At 60.6% G+C, this 18,321-nt stretch carries 19 protein-coding genes; 15 read left to right on the forward strand and 4 right to left on the reverse strand.

Annotation, left to right across the window (positions count from 1 at the left end):
• Window positions 1–54 precede the first annotated feature (54 nt).
• A complete protein-coding gene (locus B7E11_RS21040; protein ID WP_080838490.1) occupies window positions 55–531 on the reverse strand; it encodes a glutathione peroxidase in 477 nt (158 codons plus the stop codon).
• Between the two features lie 126 nt (window positions 532–657).
• Between B7E11_RS21040 and B7E11_RS21045 the strand changes: the two genes are divergently transcribed.
• Window positions 658–1,107, forward strand: coding sequence for a MarR family winged helix-turn-helix transcriptional regulator (locus tag B7E11_RS21045; RefSeq protein WP_080838492.1), 450 nt, complete (start codon window positions 658–660; stop codon window positions 1,105–1,107).
• Between the two features lie 20 nt (window positions 1,108–1,127).
• Here the strand turns inward: B7E11_RS21045 and B7E11_RS21050 are convergent, their stop codons facing one another.
• Window positions 1,128–2,327 (reverse strand): S8 family peptidase, encoded by a 1,200-nt coding sequence (locus B7E11_RS21050; RefSeq protein WP_245809861.1) that lies wholly within the window; start codon window positions 2,325–2,327, stop codon window positions 1,128–1,130.
• Between the two features lie 187 nt (window positions 2,328–2,514).
• On the opposite strand from B7E11_RS21050, the gene B7E11_RS21055 reads away from it, so the two are divergent.
• The 5 genes from B7E11_RS21055 to B7E11_RS21075 all read left to right on the forward strand — a co-directional run bounded on the left by B7E11_RS21055 (window position 2,515) and on the right by B7E11_RS21075 (window position 7,313).
• Entirely contained in the window at window positions 2,515–2,745 is a 231-nt protein-coding gene (locus tag B7E11_RS21055) for a DUF4227 family protein (protein ID WP_080838498.1), read from the forward strand.
• A 75-nt stretch (window positions 2,746–2,820) separates the two neighbouring features.
• Complete coding sequence (gene xerD, locus B7E11_RS21060; protein WP_080838501.1) at window positions 2,821–3,732, forward strand: site-specific tyrosine recombinase XerD; 912 nt, start codon at window positions 2,821–2,823, stop codon at window positions 3,730–3,732.
• 6 nt (window positions 3,733–3,738) lie between these two features.
• The gene (locus B7E11_RS21065; protein WP_080838504.1) at window positions 3,739–4,914 is read left to right on the forward strand and encodes a phosphopentomutase; all 1,176 of its coding nucleotides are present in this window, start codon (window positions 3,739–3,741) and stop codon (window positions 4,912–4,914) included.
• A gap of 27 nt (window positions 4,915–4,941) precedes the next feature.
• On the forward strand, window positions 4,942–5,766 hold the full coding sequence (locus tag B7E11_RS21070) for a purine-nucleoside phosphorylase (RefSeq protein ID WP_080838507.1): 825 nt from the start codon (window positions 4,942–4,944) through the stop codon (window positions 5,764–5,766).
• A 239-nt stretch (window positions 5,767–6,005) separates the two neighbouring features.
• Window positions 6,006–7,313 (forward strand): pyrimidine-nucleoside phosphorylase, encoded by a 1,308-nt coding sequence (locus tag B7E11_RS21075; protein WP_080838509.1) that lies wholly within the window; start codon window positions 6,006–6,008, stop codon window positions 7,311–7,313.
• 680 nt (window positions 7,314–7,993) lie between these two features.
• Here B7E11_RS21075 and B7E11_RS21080 read toward each other — a convergent pair.
• Together B7E11_RS21080 and B7E11_RS21085 are read right to left on the reverse strand one after the other, a co-directional pair.
• Entirely contained in the window at window positions 7,994–8,554 is a 561-nt protein-coding gene (locus B7E11_RS21080) for a hypothetical protein (RefSeq protein WP_080838512.1), read from the reverse strand.
• An 89-nt stretch (window positions 8,555–8,643) separates the two neighbouring features.
• Window positions 8,644–9,537 carry a helix-turn-helix transcriptional regulator gene (locus tag B7E11_RS21085; RefSeq protein ID WP_080838514.1) on the reverse strand — a complete coding sequence of 298 codons (894 nt, stop codon included), beginning with the start codon at window positions 9,535–9,537 and terminating at the stop codon, window positions 8,644–8,646.
• A gap of 124 nt (window positions 9,538–9,661) precedes the next feature.
• On the opposite strand from B7E11_RS21085, the gene B7E11_RS21090 reads away from it, so the two are divergent.
• The 9 genes from B7E11_RS21090 to lysA all read left to right on the forward strand — a co-directional run bounded on the left by B7E11_RS21090 (window position 9,662) and on the right by lysA (window position 18,286).
• Window positions 9,662–10,711 carry a Gfo/Idh/MocA family protein gene (locus B7E11_RS21090; RefSeq protein ID WP_080838516.1) on the forward strand — a complete coding sequence of 350 codons (1,050 nt, stop codon included), beginning with the start codon at window positions 9,662–9,664 and terminating at the stop codon, window positions 10,709–10,711.
• A 99-nt stretch (window positions 10,712–10,810) separates the two neighbouring features.
• Window positions 10,811–12,025, forward strand: coding sequence for a D-alanyl-D-alanine carboxypeptidase family protein (locus tag B7E11_RS21095; RefSeq protein ID WP_080838519.1), 1,215 nt, complete (start codon window positions 10,811–10,813; stop codon window positions 12,023–12,025).
• A 251-nt stretch (window positions 12,026–12,276) separates the two neighbouring features.
• Window positions 12,277–12,630, forward strand: coding sequence for an anti-sigma F factor antagonist (gene spoIIAA, locus B7E11_RS21100; RefSeq protein ID WP_080838522.1), 354 nt, complete (start codon window positions 12,277–12,279; stop codon window positions 12,628–12,630).
• Window positions 12,627–13,073 (forward strand): anti-sigma F factor, encoded by a 447-nt coding sequence (gene spoIIAB, locus B7E11_RS21105; protein ID WP_080838525.1) that lies wholly within the window; start codon window positions 12,627–12,629, stop codon window positions 13,071–13,073. Before spoIIAA ends, spoIIAB begins: the two co-directional genes overlap by 4 nt.
• 24 nt (window positions 13,074–13,097) lie before the next feature.
• Window positions 13,098–13,856, forward strand: coding sequence for an RNA polymerase sporulation sigma factor SigF (sigF, locus tag B7E11_RS21110; RefSeq protein WP_080838528.1), 759 nt, complete (start codon window positions 13,098–13,100; stop codon window positions 13,854–13,856).
• A gap of 150 nt (window positions 13,857–14,006) precedes the next feature.
• Window positions 14,007–14,639, forward strand: coding sequence for a stage V sporulation protein AA (locus B7E11_RS21115; protein WP_080838530.1), 633 nt, complete (start codon window positions 14,007–14,009; stop codon window positions 14,637–14,639).
• Window positions 14,632–15,060, forward strand: coding sequence for a stage V sporulation protein AB (locus B7E11_RS21120; RefSeq protein WP_080838533.1), 429 nt, complete (start codon window positions 14,632–14,634; stop codon window positions 15,058–15,060). Before B7E11_RS21115 ends, B7E11_RS21120 begins: the two co-directional genes overlap by 8 nt.
• A 21-nt stretch (window positions 15,061–15,081) precedes the next feature.
• Complete coding sequence (locus B7E11_RS21125) at window positions 15,082–16,749, forward strand: spore germination protein (RefSeq protein WP_139787272.1); 1,668 nt, start codon at window positions 15,082–15,084, stop codon at window positions 16,747–16,749.
• Between the two features lie 205 nt (window positions 16,750–16,954).
• Window positions 16,955–18,286, forward strand: coding sequence for a diaminopimelate decarboxylase (gene lysA / locus B7E11_RS21130; protein ID WP_080838536.1), 1,332 nt, complete (start codon window positions 16,955–16,957; stop codon window positions 18,284–18,286).
• The last annotated feature ends 35 nt before the right edge of the window (window positions 18,287–18,321 follow it).

An 18,321-nucleotide genomic window follows, 5' to 3' on the forward strand; every position in this document is an offset into this window, starting at 1 on the left:
CGCGGCATCCCTTTTCATTTGCGGCGAAGGAGCCGGGACGAGGGCGTTCGGCGGCTATAACAGCTTTTGAATGCGGCTTTCGATTTGCTCGGGCTTCGCGGTCGGCGGGAAACGCCCGACGATCCGGCCTTGGCGGTCGATGAGAAACTTGGTGAAGTTCCATTTGATCGCCTTGCTCCCGAGGAAGCCGGGGGCTTCTTTTGTCAAGTAGCGGTACAGCGGGTGAGCCTCGGGTCCGTTTACGTCGATTTTGGCGAACAACGGGAAAGTCACGCCGTGGTTGATCTGGCAAGCCTGCAAAATATCCGAGTTGTCTCCGGGCTCCTGATTCGCGAACTGGTTGCTCGGAAAGCCGAGAACGGCGAGGCCTTTGTCCGCGTAGGTCTCGTGCAGCCGCTGCAAGCCTTGAAACTGCGGGGCGAATCCGCATTTGGTGGCCGTATTGACGATCAACAGCACTTTGCCTTCATAGTCCGCCAGCTTCTCTCGCTTGCCCTGGATCGTTTCGACTTCGAAATCGTATATGGACACGTTGTCACCTCCGAAAAATATGATACAATTAAATTGTATAAAATTTAATTGGAAAGTCAAGGGCCGAAAATCGGCTTTGCGAAGCTCGATCCGCAAACCTTGTTTGCTTCGAAAAGGAGGCGCCTTATGGAACGGGAAGAACATTTGAAGCTCGACAATCAGCTGTGCTTTGCGATATACGCTTGTTCGCGGGAGATTACGAAGCTGTACGCGCCGCTGCTCAAGGAGCTCGGACTGACGTACACGCAGTACGTCACGATGCTGGCGCTGTGGGAAGAGGACCGGGTCAGCGTCAAACAATTGGGGAGCCGGCTGCTCCTGGATTCGGGAACGCTGACCCCCCTGCTCAAAAAATTGGAAGCCCAGGGACTCGTCACCCGAACCCGGGACGGCGAGGACGAGCGCAACGTGTATATCGCGTTGACGGAACGAGGGAACCGGCTGCGGGAAGACGCCTGCGGCATTCCGGAGGCGATCGTCCGCAAATTCGGCATCCCGCTGGAGGACGTGTTCGCGCTGCACCGCGAAGCGACGAATCTGCTGAAAAAAATGAAGGCGGCCAATCCGCGCGGTTGAGTCTCGGGCTTGCGCCCGGCTCACTTGGTTGCCGCTTTCCCGGGCGGCCCGGCGTTCCGCGGCGAACAGGCGGCGCGGCGGCGAGCGATGGCGGCCGCTTTGGCCGTCTGCAGCAGGCCCGATCCGGCTGCGATCGGCGCGAATCCGGGAAGCCGGCGGGCCGACGCCCGGATCAGCCGCGAGACGGCGGCCGGCCCGAGCTTCGGGCGCAGCGCCCGCAGCAAGGCGGCGGCTCCGGACACGTGCGGCGCGGACATGGACGTGCCGGACATGCGAACGTACGTATGGTAAAGATACGTGGACAAAATGTTGACGCCCGGAGCGGAGACGTCGATTCCGGCTCCCCGGCTGGAAAAGGAAGCGATTCGGTTGCTTCGCGTCGTGGCCGCGACGGCGATCGTCTCCGCGTATCGCGCGGGATAATCGACCTCTCCGGTTGCGGAATCTTCGTTGCCGGCCGAGGCGACCATGACGATGCCGCGTTTTCTCGCCCGCTTCACGGCTTCCCGCAGCGTCCGGTTGTCGCTTGGCAGGCCGAAGCTCATGTTGATCACCCGGATGCCGTTCGCGATGCACCAGTCGATCCCTTCCGCAATATCGGAAACGAACCCGTCGCCGCGCCGATCCAGGGCTTTGACCGCATACAGCCGAACGTTCGGGGCGTTTCCGAATATCCGGACGTTGCCGGTGGCCGCGGCGATGCCGGCGACATGGGTGCCGTGGCCGTTGTCGTCCTTGTACGACGTGCCGCCCATCGTATTGACTCCGCCCGCGATGCGAAGATCGGGATGGGGAGCGATTCCGGTATCGATGACGGCCAGTTTGATCGTTTCTCCGCGCGTTTGGCTCCAAACCTCCGGGGATTCCACCCGGCAAACGTTCCACGGGATTTTATTCCGGGACCGTTTCGGCGAGGACGGGCGATCCGGACGCGATCGAAGCCAAACGGAGCTTCCGTGCGCCGAAACTTTTTCGTCTTTTTCCACGTAGGCGACCATCGGATGGTTTCGAAGCTCTTTCCATTTTTGCCGTTTGTCCGCGTAACAGCAAATGAGCCGCGCGCCGGAAACGGTTTTCACCGGCTGAATGCCGGAAGCCGCCAACTGCCGCAAGCATTTGCGATAGTCGGCGTTTTTTCGGAGCACGACGATTCTCCGTTCGGTATATCGCGTCGATTTTGGGCGGACGCAGCCCGTAAGCACTTGCTCGACCGGCTTCATCAAATGCAACTCTCCCTGATCTCCGACTCGGAATGGTTTGGCTTTCTTATGCAATGTATGGGCCGGCGTGCCGCCGCGTGCCGACCGCCCTGGCGCCGTGGCCGTTTTTTTGCGAAGAACGCCCTGGTCTAGTCCGATTTCCGGAAACATAACGTTTTACTAGGACAAACGGAAGGGGAGAACCGAATTGAACCGGCAGCTCGGAAAATGGAGGGATCGGCTGCAATTCACGCTCGTTTTTCTTGCGCTTACCGTGCTTGTGCACTACGCTTTCGGCTGGATGCGCGTCTGGCTCGACCCGGTCGACCCGTACAAAGTGCCGGAGGGAGAAGCGGTGAAGGTGTTTATGACGGGCGAGCCCGGGAAGGAAACGTCGCCGCTGGAACGGTTGAAGCTGTTTTTTTGGCTTGGGGAATAGCCGGCGGGAAGGATTCCGTTCCGGAATGTGGAATAAAAGCAATTGGGCCGCCATGAAAATAGAAAGGATAACGCGATGCGAAGCGATCTCGATGCTTTTATCGAATATTTGCAAGCAGGAAAGGGGCTGGCCGCAAACACGCTCGACGGGTATCGCCGGGATTTGAACGATTTTATCGGTTCGCTGGAAGCGCTGGGGGCGGCCGACGTTCGCGACATCAGGTCCTACCATTTGTCGGGCTATTTGCAAAGCCTTCGGGGACAAGCCCGCTCCAATGCGACGCTGTCCCGAAGAATCGTGTCGATCCGGGCTTTTTTTCAATATTTGCTGCTTCAGAAAAAAATCGCGGAAAACCCGGCATTGTCGCTCGAAGCGCCCAAACCGGAACGAAAAGCGCCGCAGGTCCTTTCGGAGCAACAGGTGGAAAAGCTGCTCGATGCGCCCCGAACCGACCATCCCGCCGGCGTCCGCGACCGGGCGATGCTGGAGGTGCTCTATGCTTGCGGCTTGAGAGTGTCCGAATTGCTCGCGCTGAATGTGGAGCATGTCAAGACGGAGCTCGGTTTTTTGATCTGCACCGGTCCGGGCGGCAAGGAGCGAATGGTGCCGATCGGGTCCGTCTGCGCGGAATGGGTCTCGCGCTATATGCGGGAAGCGCGGCCCAGGCTGCTGTCCGAAAACTCGACGGAACGCGCCTTGTTCGTCAACCGGCTGGGGAGCCGGATGACGAGGCAAGGCTGCTGGAAAACGATCAAAAAGCTCGCGGCCGAAGCCTCGATCCCGGTCGAGCTCACGCCGCATACGCTCCGGCATTCGTTCGCGGCGCATTTGCTGGCCGGAGGGGCGGATCTGCGCGCCGTGCAGGAAATGATGGGGCATGCCGACCCGGCGACGACGCAATTTTATCGGCCTCCGGCGAAAATCCGGATCAAGGAAGAATACGATCGCGCTCATCCAAGAGCCGACGGCAGTCGAATAAGGAGGTAAACAGGAATGACTTTTCGGCGCATTGCGGTTATCGTACTCGACAGCGTAGGAATCGGGGAACTGCCGGACGCTTCCGCTTACGGAGACGCGGGAGCGCACACGCTGGGCCATATCGCCGCTCGCGTTCCGGATTTGCGGCTGCCGAACCTTCGCAAGCTTGGGCTCGCCAATATCGCTCCGATCGCCGATTGGGAGCCGGAGCCCCGGCCGCTGGCAAGCTACGGCAAAATGGCGGAAATTTCGAAAGGAAAAGATACGATGACGGGGCATTGGGAGCTTATGGGGCTCAAGATCGACACCCCGTTCCGGACGTTTCCGAACGGCTTCCCGGACGAGCTCATTTCCAAATTCGAAGCCGAAACGGGGAGGACGGTCATCGGAAACCGGGCGGCTTCGGGGACGGAGATTTTGGACGAGCTTGCCGACGAGCAAATTCGCAGCGGTTCGTGGATCGTCTATACGTCGGCCGACAGCGTATTTCAAATTGCGGCCCACGAGGACGTCATTCCGTTGGACGAGCTGTACAGCGCCTGCCGGACGGCGCGCAGGCTGACGATGCACGAACCGTACGCCGTAGGCCGGGTCATCGCTCGGCCGTATGTCGGCAAGCGGGGAGCGTACGTGCGAACGCCGAACCGGCACGACTATGCGGTCAAGCCGCCGCAGCCGACGGTGCTGAACGCGCTTAAGAACGGCGGCCGGGACGTCATCGCGGTCGGCAAAATCAACGATATTTTCAGCGGGGAAGGCATCGTCAAAGCGATTCCGACGAAAAGCAACGAAGACGGCATCGCCGCGACGGTCCGCGAGCTGGCCAAAGAGTTTCACGGCTTGCTGTTTACGAACCTGGTCGACTTCGATTCGCTTTACGGCCACCGCCGCGATCCCGAAGGCTACGCCCGCGCGCTGGAGGAATTCGACCGCGCGGTTCCCTCGCTGCTCCGGTCGCTCGGAGACGACGATCTGCTCGTCGTCACGGCCGATCACGGCAACGATCCCGTGCATTCGGGAACGGACCATACGCGGGAATACGTCCCGCTGCTGGCCTACAGTCCGCGCGCGGCGGCGCCCGGCAGCATCGGCACTCGCCGGACGTTCGCCGACCTGGCCGCCACGATCGCCGAAAATTTCGGCGTTGCGGCTCCGGCAAACGGAACCAGCTTTTTGAACGAGATCCGTTAAGCGGACATTGAAGGAGGGAACAGTCGGATGAACGAGTCCACCAAGGCCGTTATCGACGAATCGGCGGCCTACATCGCATCGCTTACCCCGCTGAGTCCGGAAATCGGCCTCATTCTCGGATCGGGCCTTGCCGTTATCGGAGAAGACATGGAGGATGCGGTGACGATTCCGTACCGGGACATTCCGCATTTTCCGGATTCGACCGTGGAGGGCCATGCCGGCGAGCTTGTCGTCGGGAAGCTGCAGGGGCGCGCCGTCGCTTTGATGCGGGGGCGGTTTCATATGTACGAAGGGTACGAACCGGAGCGGACCGCGCTTCCGGTGCGCGTCATGAAGGAGCTGGGAGCGAGGACGCTGCTCGTGACGAACGCGGCCGGCGGGGTGAACCTGAACTATGAGCCTGGCGATTTGATGATCATTTCCGACCATCTTAATCTGACCGGCCGCAATCCGCTGGCCGGTCCGAACGACAACTCCCTCGGCGTGCGCTTTCCGGACATGTCCGATGCATACGCCCGCCGTCTCCGCGGGATCGCGAAGGAAACGGCGGCCGCGCTGAACATCCCGGTACAGGAGGGCGTCTATGCCGGCATGCTCGGTCCCAACTACGAGACGCCGGCGGAAATCCGCATGCTGCGCGCGCTCGGGGCCGACGCGGTCGGGATGTCGACGGTTCCCGAGGTGATCGTCGCGCGGCACTCGGGGTTGGAGGTTATCGGCATTTCGTGCATCAGCAACATGGCGGCGGGCATTCTCGATCAGCCCCTGTCGCACGACGAAGTCATGGAAACGACCGATAAAGTCAAGGCGAAATTCATTCAGCTCGTGCTCGCCTTGCTGCCGAAGCTGTAAATTTGGGGTATCGGCGGGCGTGTTGGGAAAAATGCAAATTCGGGCTTTCGACGGACGTATAGCCAGAGCCGCCGATTCCGTTTCCGCAGGGGGCAGGCCGCAGCTGCATTTTTCGGGTTCCGTCGGGCCTTTGCCGAGGCTGCAATTTTCATATGCCCGCCCGCCTAAGGACGTAAACTTCCCTCTGCGTTAAATGTTGAATAAGCCAATCACGATGGCACGAAAGGAGGCGGACAAGCATGCGCATGGTGGATGTTATCCGAAAAAAAAGATCGGGAGCGGAGCTGTCCGCGGAGGAAGTCCGGTTTGTGGTCGATGGCGTCGTCTCCGGCGAGATCCCCGATTATCAGACGTCCGCCTGGCTGATGGCGGTCTGCTTTGCGGGAATGACCGCAAGAGAAACGGCAATCCTTACGCTGGCGATGGCCGATTCGGGCGATCGCGTCGATTTGTCCGGCATACGCGGCATCAAGGTGGACAAGCACAGCACCGGAGGAGTAGGCGATAAAACGACGCTGATCCTGGCGCCTCTCGTTGCCGCCTGCGGGGTGCCGGTCGCGAAAATGAGCGGCCGAGGGCTCGGCCATACCGGCGGAACGATCGACAAGCTGGAGTCGATGCTCGGGTTTCGGACGGAGCTTCCGCGCGAGCGTTTTTTTGCGCAGGTGAACGAGATCGGCGTCTCCGTCATCGGCCAGAGCGGCAACATCGCCCCGGCGGACAAGAAGCTGTACGCGCTGCGCGACGTAACCGGAACGGTCGAGTCGATTCCGCTTATCGCCAGCTCCGTCATGAGCAAAAAAATCGCGGCCGGAGCCGACGCGATTTTGCTCGACGTCAAATTCGGCAGCGGGGCGTTCATGAAGACGGCGGAAGAAGCGAAGGCGCTTGCGCAGGCGATGGTCGCCATCGGCCGGGAGGTCGGGCGGCGCACGGTTGCGGCGATCACCGACATGGATCAGCCGCTGGGCCGCGCCATCGGCAACGCGATGGAGGTTCGGGAGGCGATCGACGTGCTCGCCGGCGAGGGGCCGGACGACTTGCGCGAGCTGTGCCTTGAGCTTGGCGGGCACATGGTCGCGCTCGGCGGCAAGGCGAGCGATGCGGCGGAGGCGCGCCGCATGCTGGAGGAGGCGATCGCCTCCGGGGCGGCGCTGCGGAAGTTCGCCGAGCTCGTCGCCGCGCAAGGCGGCGACCCGGCGGTCGTCGAACGGCCGGACGAGCTGCTGCCGCAGGCCGGGCTGCTCGTGCCCGTGGCGGCGGCGGCGGACGGGTACGTGCACGGCATCGACGCGGAAAGCGTCGGGCTCGCGGCGATGCGCCTGGGCGCGGGCCGGGCCGCCAAGGACGATCGGATCGACCACGCCGTCGGCGTCGAGCTCGTTCGCAAGCGCGGCGATCGCGTGCGCGGCGGCGATACGCTGGCGCTGCTGCACGTTCGCAACGACAAAGGCGCGGACGAGCTCGCGCGGCAGCTGGCCGCGGCTTACCGCATCGAGAGCGCGGCGCCGGGCGCGAATCCGCTCATCTACGAGATCGTCTCGTAGACGAGCGGCGCGTGCCTCGGCCGAATTGGAGCCGACGGCACGCGCGCTTTGCTGCTTGACAGTTCGCGCCAGGTTTCTTTGCATGAATTGCTCGGAACGGATTAAAACGCATAGTGCCAAATCGGATGGCCAATGAGAGAAAGCCGGCGGGAAATGCGGTCAAGAAGTGCACCCGGTGCGCTGCATGGGGGCAGTTCGGCGGGGAATGCGGTCAAGAAGTGCACCCGGTGCGCTGCATGGGGGCAGTTCGGCGGGGAATGCGGTCAAGAAGTGCACCCGGTGCGCTGCATGGGGGCAGTTCGACGCGGAATGCGGTCAAGAAGTGCACCCGGTGCGCTGCATGGGGGCGGCTCGGCGCGGATTGCGGTCAAGAAGTGCACCCGGTGCGCTACATGGGGGCAGTTCGGCGGGGAATGCGGTCAAGAAGTGCACCCGGTGCGCTGCATGGGGGCGGCTCGGCGCGGATTGCGGTCAAGAAGTGCACCCGGTGCGCTACATGGGGGCAGTTCGGCGGGGAATGCGGTCAAGAAGTGCACCCGGTGCGCTGCATGGGGGCGGCTCGGCGCGGATTGCGGTCAAGAAGTGCACCCGGTGCGCTACATGGGGGCAGTTCGGCGGGGAATGCGGTCAAGAAGTGCACCCGGTGTGCTACATGGGGGCGGCTCGGCGCGGAATGACGCTCAAGGCGCGGCCGCAACTTCCTCTGCCGGCCCCTTTTCGTACCAATCCCGGCTTCCGTCCTCGTTTTCCCTGGTCAGAAGCGTGACCGCGACGGCGGTTCCGTCTTTGCGTTCCCAGAAGAGGACCGCTTTGCCTTCCTCTTTGTTCAGCAGCAGCGCCGGCCAAAAATCCCCGACCTGCAAGGCGGCCCGATGCGCTTTCCCCATAAATGCCGCATTGAACGAAAAAGCCTCCTTCTGGGTCAAAAAATTCGTAAACTCGATGCCCGCGTCCGCGCTGTTGATCCGCTGCCAGCCGTTTTCGGCGGTGAGCTCGCGGTCCCAATGCCTTCGCAAGATCGCTTCGCTCCGGTCCCAGCTGTCCACGATGGCCTGAACGACTTCCTTGTCCTTCATTTGCGCAAACATCGGTTCCTCATGCCGGATATGCGCGGTGCCTGCCCGTAATTCGTCCATCAACGTGGCTTCTCCTGAAGCTTTTGTGTCGGCGGACGGCAACGCCACGGCTACGCACAGAAGCGCCGCAAATCCGATCAAAGCCAGAACCTCTTTCATTTTCATCCGAACGATCACCCCGTTTCCCAAGAGATCCTTTGATATCGGGAGAAACGCCCGAATAAGCCGATCGAACCATTGGCAGCCCCGGCCGATTAAGGCAGCTCCCGCTTTCTCGCCTGCGAGGGCGTATGCCCGAAATATTGCTTGAACAGCTTCGTAAAATAGTTCGGATTGCCGCATCCGACGCTTTCGGCGATTTCGGTCACCGTCAGGTCGCTCTGCCGCAGCAGCCGCAGCGCTTCGTTCATCCGCAGCAGGTTCGAGTAATCGATGAAGGTCCGGCCGGTCAATTTTTTGAACTGTTTGCAAAAGTGATAAATGTTGAGATTAACGAGTCCGGCCGCCTGCTCGACGGTCAGTTTTTCGGAAGGGTTCGATTCCATGCGGGCGAGCAGCGATTTGAACCGGTCGCGGTTGCGAAAAGTAGGTTCGGCTGCGTTTCGCGCGGGAGCGGCGGGAAGAAGCGAACGGGACAGAAGCGCAAAAACGAGCAGCAAATCGTTTTTGACGACGAGCTGATAGGCCAGCCGCTTGCTTTTGAATTCGGCGATCGCATCGTCAAGGAGCGCGATCAGCCGCGCGTTTTCCGGGTCGAGGCCGTCCAGCTTCATCGCAAAGGAAATCTGTCCTTCCAGGAACGGCTTGACGAAGGCCTCGAAGACCGGATCGCGGGCCGAATCGCCGAACAGGGCGGGGCTTGCGACGATCGAGACGTATTCGACGGGGAGGTCGGACCGGTTGTAGCCGACATGCAGGCTTCCGGACGGCACGACGAGCGCATCGCCCGCATCGGCTTCGAACGGAAGGCTGTCGATGAGAAACAGCGCGGAACCTTTTTTCATGACGATGATTTCGATATGCTCGTGCCAATGCAAGTACAGCACGCCTTGCCCGGCCCCGGCGAGAGGACGGTTCGCAAAAAAATTGACGGGGTAGCTCTTGTCCGGCAGGACGGTGTTTTCCCGCAAGTTGATCGGATAGGTCATCGCAAGTTCCCTCCGCACAAGATTCGTCTGTTTTCAGCCAAGATTGAATAGAGAAAACGCTTGCTTACCCGGCTATAATCGAAGTGAATTCCGAGTAAATCCATTATAAACGGGGTGCGCAAAAATGTCGAAAAAGCGTTTTCGGATCGCCGTCGCCGGCTGCGGCAGCATGGCGAGGACATGGGTGGAGCACGCGCTCGGCCGCGAGGATGCCGAAATCGTCGCTCTCATCGATATCAAGCCGGAGCTCGCGCAGGCGATGGCCGACCGTTACGGCCTTGCGTGCGGCGTCTACGCCGATCTCGGCCTGGCGGCAAGCGAGTCCGGCGCCAATTTGCTGTTCGACGTCACGGTGCCGGCGACCCATCACCGGATCGCGACGACGGCGATGTCGCTCGGCTGCGACGTGATGGCCGAGAAGCCTCTCGCCGCTACGCTTGCGGAATGCGCGGACATCGTCAAAAAAGCGGACGAAACCGGACGCTTTCATGCCGTCATGCAAAACCGCCGCTACGATCCGCGCATCCGCGCCTACCGGGAGCTGATCGCCTCCGGGACGATCGGGCGGCCCGGATTCGCGTGCGCCGATTTTTTTCTCGGGCCGCATTTCGGCGGCTTTCGCGAAGCGATGGAAAGTCCGCTCCTGCTCGATATGGCGATCCACACGTTCGACCAGGCCCGCTTCATTCTAGGCTCGGATCCGGTAACGGTCTATTGCCAGGAGTTCAATCCCCCCGGATCGTGGTACGAGGGAAGCGCGGCGGCGGTTTGCATTTTCGAAATGTCGGACGGCACCGTGTTTTGCTATCGGGGCTCCTGGTGCGCGGAAGGCGTTCCGACGTCGTGGGAAGCGGAGTGGCGCATCATGGGGGAAAGAGGCACCGCAATCTGGAACGGGAACGATGCCCCGTTCGCCGAGACGGTCGAGCTGGTCGACGCATCCGGCAGCTTTCACAAAAATCGCCGGCGCGTCGACGCGCCGGTGACGGAGGGCGGCCGAACGTTCCATAACGGCTGCCTGGACGAGATGTTCGCCTCGCTTGCCGCCGGCCGCCGCTCCGCCACGGATTGCAGGGACAACATTCAAAGCATGGCGATGGTGCTGGGAGCGCTCGAAAGCTCGAAAACCGGCCGGAAAATCCGTTTGGCCGAGATGTTCGCGGAAATCGAATAACCGGAAAGGTTGGGAATATTTTGTTCGGCCTCGGGGCAGACTGGTTGGAAGCAGCGATAACGCTACCAAACCGCCATTTCCGGAGGGGAACGAATCGACATGAACGTTTTTCGCAATCGCCCTTGGACTCGTTTGCTGACGGCCGGCTTGTTGTCGATGACGACGGCTGTTTTCGCGGTCGGGCCGCAGCAGGCGCTGGCCGAAGAGAGCAAACCGGGCGCGAATCCGCCCCAGGCGCAGCTCGCGAGCTCCGCCCGTTCCGCCATACTGATGGACGCGGACAGCGGAACCGTCATTTTCGAAAAGAACAGCCAGGAGCAGCTGCCGCCCGCCAGCATCACGAAGATCATGACGATGCTGCTGGTCATGGAAGCGATCGACGAAGGGCAGCTGAAGCTGTCGGATCCCGTGCAGACGAGCGAATATGCCGCCTCGATGGGCGGTTCGCAGATTTTTCTGGAGCCGGGCGAACAGATGACGGTGGAGGAGATGCTGAAAGGGGTGGCGCTCGCTTCCGGCAACGACGCCTCGGTCGCGCTCGCGGAAAAGCTGGCCGGCACCGAGGAAGAGTTCGTCAAGATGATGAACGAGAAAGCCAAGGAGCTCGGGATGACGAATACCCATTTCGTCAACTGCAACGGCCTCCCGTCGCCGGGTCACGCTTCTTCGGCCCGCGACATCGCCATCATGTCCCGCGAACTGCTTAAGCACGAAGGCATTACGAAATACACCGGAATGTATCAGGATTACTTGCGCAAGGAATCGCCCAAACCGTTCTGGCTCGTCAACACGAACAAGCTCGTCCGGTTTTACCACGGGGCGGACGGCCTGAAGACCGGCTTCACGGGCGAGGCGAAATACTGCCTGTCGGCAACGGCGCGGCGCGACAACATGCGCCTGATCGCCGTCGTGTTGGGCGAGCCGGATACGAAAACGCGCAACGCGGAAGTGTCCAAAATGTTCGACTACGCCTTCGCGCAATTTACGAACGTGCCGATTTACAAAAAGGGCGACGCCATCGGAACCCTCCAGGTCGAAAAGGGAGAGACCGCGAAGGTGCCGCTCGTGGCCGACCGTTCGTACAGCGTGCTCGTGCGCAAGGGCGACGCCGGCCGCAACATCCGCCACGAGCTGGTGCTGTACGACAAGGTGACCGCTCCGGTCGAAGCCGGGCAGCAGGTCGGCAAAATCATCGTCTACCGCGGCGACGAAGTGATGAGCGAATTCCCGGTCGAAGCTCCCGAATCCGTCGGACGCGCGGGATTGTGGACGCTGTTCAAGCGATCGGCCGGCAAGCTGTTTATGAACGAATAGCGGATGGGACCGGGTGCGCCTCCGGGTTGGGGGCGCAGCCGGTTTTGCGGCGTTCGAATGATGCCGGCATGGCCCTTCCCGAAGGCGATTCCGGCTCCCGGCCGCCAACGCCTCTTTGCCGTATTTTGTCGGGTAAACGGGGGCTTTTTCTAGTTTTGTCGGGGGGCAGGAATGCGGCTCGCGGCCGTAGAATTGGGAGAATAGAGCCGGGAAGCAGGAGACGGTCATGTTAAGGTGGGAGGAGAATCGGCATGAGTTTGCAAGTGGAGCTGGAGCAGCACCGCAACGTGCTCATCGTTCGCTTGAGAGGCGAGCTGGATCATCATACCGCGGATATCGTCCGGTTTAAAATGGAGGATGCGATTTTGCGCGGACGCTGCGATCATGTTTTGCTCAGTTTGCGAGATTTGCAGTTTATGGACAGTTCCGGACTCGGCGTCATCCTGGGGCGCTACAAGCTGGTGAAAAGCCGCGGGGGCAAAATGGTCGTATGCGACACGCACGCGAACGTCAAACGGTTGTTCGAGCTGTCGGGGTTGTTCAAAATTATCTCCTTCTACGACACGGAACGCTCGGCACTCGCCAGTCTGGAGGTCGTATCATGAGCGCAGCCAATTTTATGAAGCTATCGTTTGCCAGTCGTTCCGAGAACGAAGCGTTTGCGAGAGTCGCGGTCGCCGCCTTCGTGTCGCAACTGGATCCGACGATGGAGCAGCTGAACGACATCAAGACGGTCGTTTCCGAAGCGGTCACGAACGCGATCATTCACGGCTATGAAAACGAGCCGACCGGAGTCGTTCGCGTCGAAGCGGAGATCGAGGCCGACACCGTCGCGATTACGGTCAGCGACGAAGGGCGCGGCATCGAAGATATCGATCTGGCGCGCCAGCCTTTGTACACTTCGCGCCCCGAGCTGGAAAGGTCGGGCATGGGCTTCACGATCATCGAAAACTTCATGGACGAATTCGAAGTGGCGAGCGAGCAGGGCAAAGGCACGCGGCTGTGGATGAAGAAACGCATCGAATCCAAAAAAGCGCTCTACAATTAAATCCGCGCGGCAGGGGTTGGAAGCATGGAATTGGAAGCGAAGCGAACGTCGCCGCCGGGATATTTGGACGATGCGGAAGTGAAGCGCCTGATTGCGCTGAGCCAATCCGGAGACAGCGCGGCGAGGGAAACGCTGGTGTCAAACAATATTCGGCTCGTCTGGTCCGTCGTTCAGCGGTTTTCCGGACGGGGGTACGATTCCGAGGATCTGTTTCAAATCGGGTGCATCGGCCTGCTGAAATCGGTCGACAAGTTCGATCTCGGGTATGACGTCAAGTTTTCGACGTACGCCGTGCCGATGATTATCGGGGAAATCCAGCGATTTTTGCGGGACGACGGGACGCTGAAGGTGAGCCGGTCGCTGAAGGAAATGGCGAACCGCATCCGCAAGGCGAAGGACGAGCTGTCCAAGCGGCTCGGTCGCCAGCCGACGATCGGCGAGGTCGCCGACGAAATCGGGTCGACGCCCGAAGATATCGTCTTCGCGCAGGAAGCGAACAAGCCGCCGACCTCGATCCACGAAACGGTGTTCGAAAACGACGGCGATCCGATCACGCTGATGGACCAGATCGCCGACGAGTCCCAGGAGAAGTGGTTCGACAAAATGGCGCTTACGCAGGCCATTCAGAGCCTGAGCGACAGGGAACGGCTCATCGTGTTTTTGCGGTACTTCCGCGACCAGACGCAGTCCGAGGTCGCAAGCCGGCTCGGCATTTCGCAGGTGCAGGTCAGCCGGCTGGAGAAAAAAATATTGCAAAACATCAAAAATCAGATCGCCCAGTGACGGGCGAACGCCGGGAACGGCGAAGCGCGAAGACGCTTGCCGTTCCCGGCGTTTTTTTTGGCCGCATTCGTCTCATACTACAGGATATGCCAGCGGCGGCTCCGAAGCGGCAGCCGGATTTCGAAAGCATGGGAAGGGAGGGGGCGCCCGGTGGACAATACGGTATATTTGCGTTTGCGGCGGCGCGTCGTCGTACCCCCGAAGGCGGTCATCACGCTCGGAAGCATTGCGGCGCTGGAGACGGGAGAGGCGGCGAAACGGAAGCTCGCCGCCCTTCCGGTTTGGACCGTCAAGCCGGAAGACGGCAGCCTGATCGTCATCGACATGCTGCAAATCGTCCGCAAAATCCGCGACGCGATGCCGGACATGCTCGTGGAAGCGTTCGGAGCGCCGCACGTGTTGGTCGAGGTGGCCGAACGAGGGACGATCCGGCCGCGGCGCGCGCTGCTCGTCGCCGCCTGGCTCGTGCTTTTTTTCGGCTCGGGCATGACGATCATCAACTTTCACGCGGACGTGGATATGCCGGAAGTCCAAAAGCGGATAACGGAGCTGATGACCGGCCGGAGGGAATGGCACCCGTGGCTGTTCCAAATCCCTTATTCGATCGGGCTCGGACTCGGCATGCTGCTGTTTTTCAACCGTCTGTTCAAGCGGCGGCTCAACGACGAGCCGAATCCGCTCGAGGTGGAAATGTTCATGTACCAGGAGAACGTGAACCATTACGTCATTACGGAAGAATACCGGAAAAAACACGAAGCCGGGGGAGGCAAGCCGGATGCGTGAGCTTTGGGGCGGAGTCGGACTGGCCGTAGCGGGATTGGCCGGCGGCGTTGCGGTCGGAAGCGCGTTTGTCGCGCTTTTGATCGTACTCGACGTCGTTCCCCGGCTCGTGCAGCTGACTCGCGCCTACAGGCGCTCGATCGTGTTCGAATCCGCCCTCCTGTCGGGAACGCTGTTTTGGTGCGCCGCCGATCTGTTTCACTGGGAGACGCCGCTGCCGGCGGCGGTTTTGTTCGTGCCGTCCTTGCTTAGCGGAATTTTCGTCGGCATGATGGCGGCCGCGCTCACGGAGGTGCTGAACGTCATCCCCATTTTTGCCAAACGCCTTCGATTGGACCGGTATCTGTTCGCGCTGCTGATGGCGATGGTTCTCGGAAAGGTGGCGGGATCCATCGTCGATTGGCTGCTGCTGCAGCCCGAATAACGCAAGAAGGAGCGAATAGCCATGGAAACGACCGAACACGGCCCCATGAATCTCGACCGCGAGCCTCGGCCTCCCGAATCCCGCGGCGGCGGGCCGGGCGACTCGGAGCACGAGTTTTCCGCCATCAAAAAACCGAAGACGATCGAGCAGATGCTGCGCCGCGAGAAGCGCGAGGAAGCGAAGGAAGAAGACAGGCCGGCGCTTCGTCAGCATCATGAAAACGAGGTCCCGCCCGAAGACCGAATCCCTCCGCGTATGGACGAGTGGATGGACAAGCTGCGCGAACGGATCGGCCTCGAATTCAATTTTGACGTGCAAGTAAGGCAAATGACGTTCGGGGATCGCGAAACGGCCCTACTTTTTATCAGCTCGCTGACGAAGGATCCGTCGCTTACGGAAATCGTCAAGCGCCTGACGTTCCTCGAGCCGCAATCGTTAAGCCATGACGCGCTCGAATCGTTCTTTACCTATTATTTGCCGGCGGTCCAGGTCCGCAAGTCGCAATCGATGTCCGAAATGATCAACGACGTCATGATGGGCAATTCCGCGTTTTACGTGGACGGAGAGGATACCGTTCTGCTCATCGACGCGAAGCAGTATCCGAATCGAAATCCGGAAGAGCCGGCGCTGGAGAAGGTGGTGCGCGGCAGCAGGGACGGGTTCGTCGAAACGCTGCTCGTCAACGTCGCGCTTATTCGACGCAGGCTGCGCGATCCGAAGTTGCGGTTCGAGATCCTGAAAGTCGGCACGCGAACGCAGACCGACGTCGCGATCGGCTATATCGAGGACATTGCCGACCGCAAGCTGGTCGAATCCGTTCGCGACAAAATCCAGGCGGTGAACATCGATGGCATTCCGCTGGCCGACAAGCAGTTGGAAGAAATGACGGTCAAAACGGGCTGGAATCCGTTTCCGCTCGTGCGCTACTCGGAGCGTCCGGACGTCGTGGCCGCGCATTTGCTTGACGGCAGCGTCACCGTCATCGTCGACACGTCGCCGAGCATCATGCTGCTGCCCACCACGTATTTCGATCTGATCCAGCATGCCGAGGAAAACCGCCAAAGTCCGACCATCGGCACCTATTTGCGGTGGGTGCGTTTTTTCGGGATGCTGGCTTCGGTGTTTTTGCTCCCCCTTTGGTTCTTGTACGCGCAAAATCCGCAGCTTCGGCCGGAGTGGCTGTGGTTTATCGGCGTGAACGAAAAGGGCGATCTGCCGCTCATTTTGCAGTTTATTTTGGTCGAGCTCGGCCTCGATCTGCTGCGGCTCGCTTCGGTGCACACGCCCGCGCCGCTCGTGACGGCGATGTCCCTGATCTCCGCCATTCTGATCGGCGATATCGCGGTGCAGACCGGATTGTTCGTTAACGAAGTCATATTGTACATGGCCGTGGCGGCGGTCGGCATGTTCGCCACCCCAAGCTACGAGCTCGGCTTCGCCAACCGGATCGTCAGGCTCGTGCTGCTGGTCGCCACTTTTTTGTTCAACGCCGAAGGGTTTGTCGTGGGCTCCACGGTCATCTTCGTCTGGCTGGCGCTCATGCGGTCGTTCAACGCTCCTTTCATGTGGCCGTTGGTGCCGTTCAACGCAAATGCCCTGATCGGCGTCATTTTCAGAAGGCCGATTCCGAGAAGCAAGTTCCGCCCGTCGATCAACCGGTCCAGAGACAACAGCAAGCAGCCGGTATAAGGCGGCGCCGAAAGTTGTGGAAGCGGCGGGACGGACGCGCGCAGGCGGACCCGCAAGGCGGACGAATGCAAATGATGTGGCAAATCCTCCATTTCCCCGGGAGACGGTTTCGGATATACTCTAAGTAACATGCGCAATTACCGGATGCGGCCGTCTTGCGACCGAACCGTTTATCCGAATTTATTTGTCAAAGGGGAAATTCCAAATGTATTTGCACGGAACGAGCCGTATCAACGACTTGGGCCATCTGGAAATCGGAGGCTGCGACGTTACGGATTTGGCCAAGCGGTTCGGAACGCCGCTGTATATCGTGGACGAAGCGCTCGTCCGCCAGCGCGCGAGAGAATATGTCGAAGCGTTTAAAGCGACGGGCCTGCGCTTTCAGGTCGCCTACGCGTCCAAGGCGTTTTGCGTCATGGCGATGTGCCGGGTGGCCGAGGAAGAGGGCATGAGTCTCGACGTCGTCTCCGACGGTGAACTGTACACGGCGCTGCAGGCGGGCTTTCCCGCGGAGCGCATCCATTTCCACGGCAACAACAAAACGCCGGAAGAAATCGAAATGGGGCTGGACGCGGGAATCGGCTGCTTTGTCGTCGACAACTTCGTCGAGCTGGCAATGCTGAACGCCATCGCCGCGGAAAAGGACAAGCAAGTAAACATCCTGCTCCGCGTCACGCCGGGGGTCGAAGCCCATACGCACGATTATATTTCGACGGGCCAGCAGGATTCGAAGTTCGGCTTCGACGTCGGCAACGGCACCGCGCTGCGCGCGGTCGAGGAAGCGCTGAAACAGCCGCAGCTCAAGCTGCTCGGCGTGCACTCCCACATCGGCTCGCAAATTTTCGAAGTCGAAGGCTTCCGCATGGCCGTCGAGAAGGTCGCGGCGTTCTCCGTCGAAGTCCGCGAGAAGTTCGGCGTCACGTTCCCGGTCATCAACCTGGGCGGCGGCTTCGGCATCCGCTATGTCGAAGGGGATAAGCCGCTTCCGGTGGCAACGTACGTCAAAGCCATCACCGATGCGATCATTACCCATTTCAGGGAAAACGATTATCCGCTGCCGGAAATTTGGGTCGAACCGGGCCGCAGCATCGTCGGCGACGCCGGAACGACGCTTTACACCGTCGGAACGAGCAAGGACATTCCCGGCGTGCGCAAATATATCGCCGTCGACGGCGGGATGACCGACAATCCGCGTCCGGCGCTGTACGAATCCAAATACGAGGCCGTGCTCGCCAACCGCTGCAACGACGCCGCCGACGAAGTCGTATCCGTCGCCGGCAAATGCTGCGAAAGCGGCGACATGCTCATCTGGGACCTGAAGCTTCCGGCTGTCCGTCAGGGCGACCTGCTTGCCGTATTTTGCACGGGAGCGTACAATTATGCAATGGCCAGCAATTACAACCGGATCCGCCGTCCCGCGGTCGTGTTCGTGCGCGACGGACAGGCCGATCTGGTCGTATCCCGCGAATCGTTCGACAATATCGTCGGCAACGACATCATTCCCGAGCGTCTACGCAAGCAAGCTGTGGCCAAGTAATGCCCGGACCGGGCGATCGACAGACGAGAGGATGA

The sequence above is a fragment of the Cohnella massiliensis genome (assembly GCF_900169535.1).
Lineage (GTDB): Bacteria > Bacillota > Bacilli > Paenibacillales > Paenibacillaceae > Cohnella > Cohnella algarum.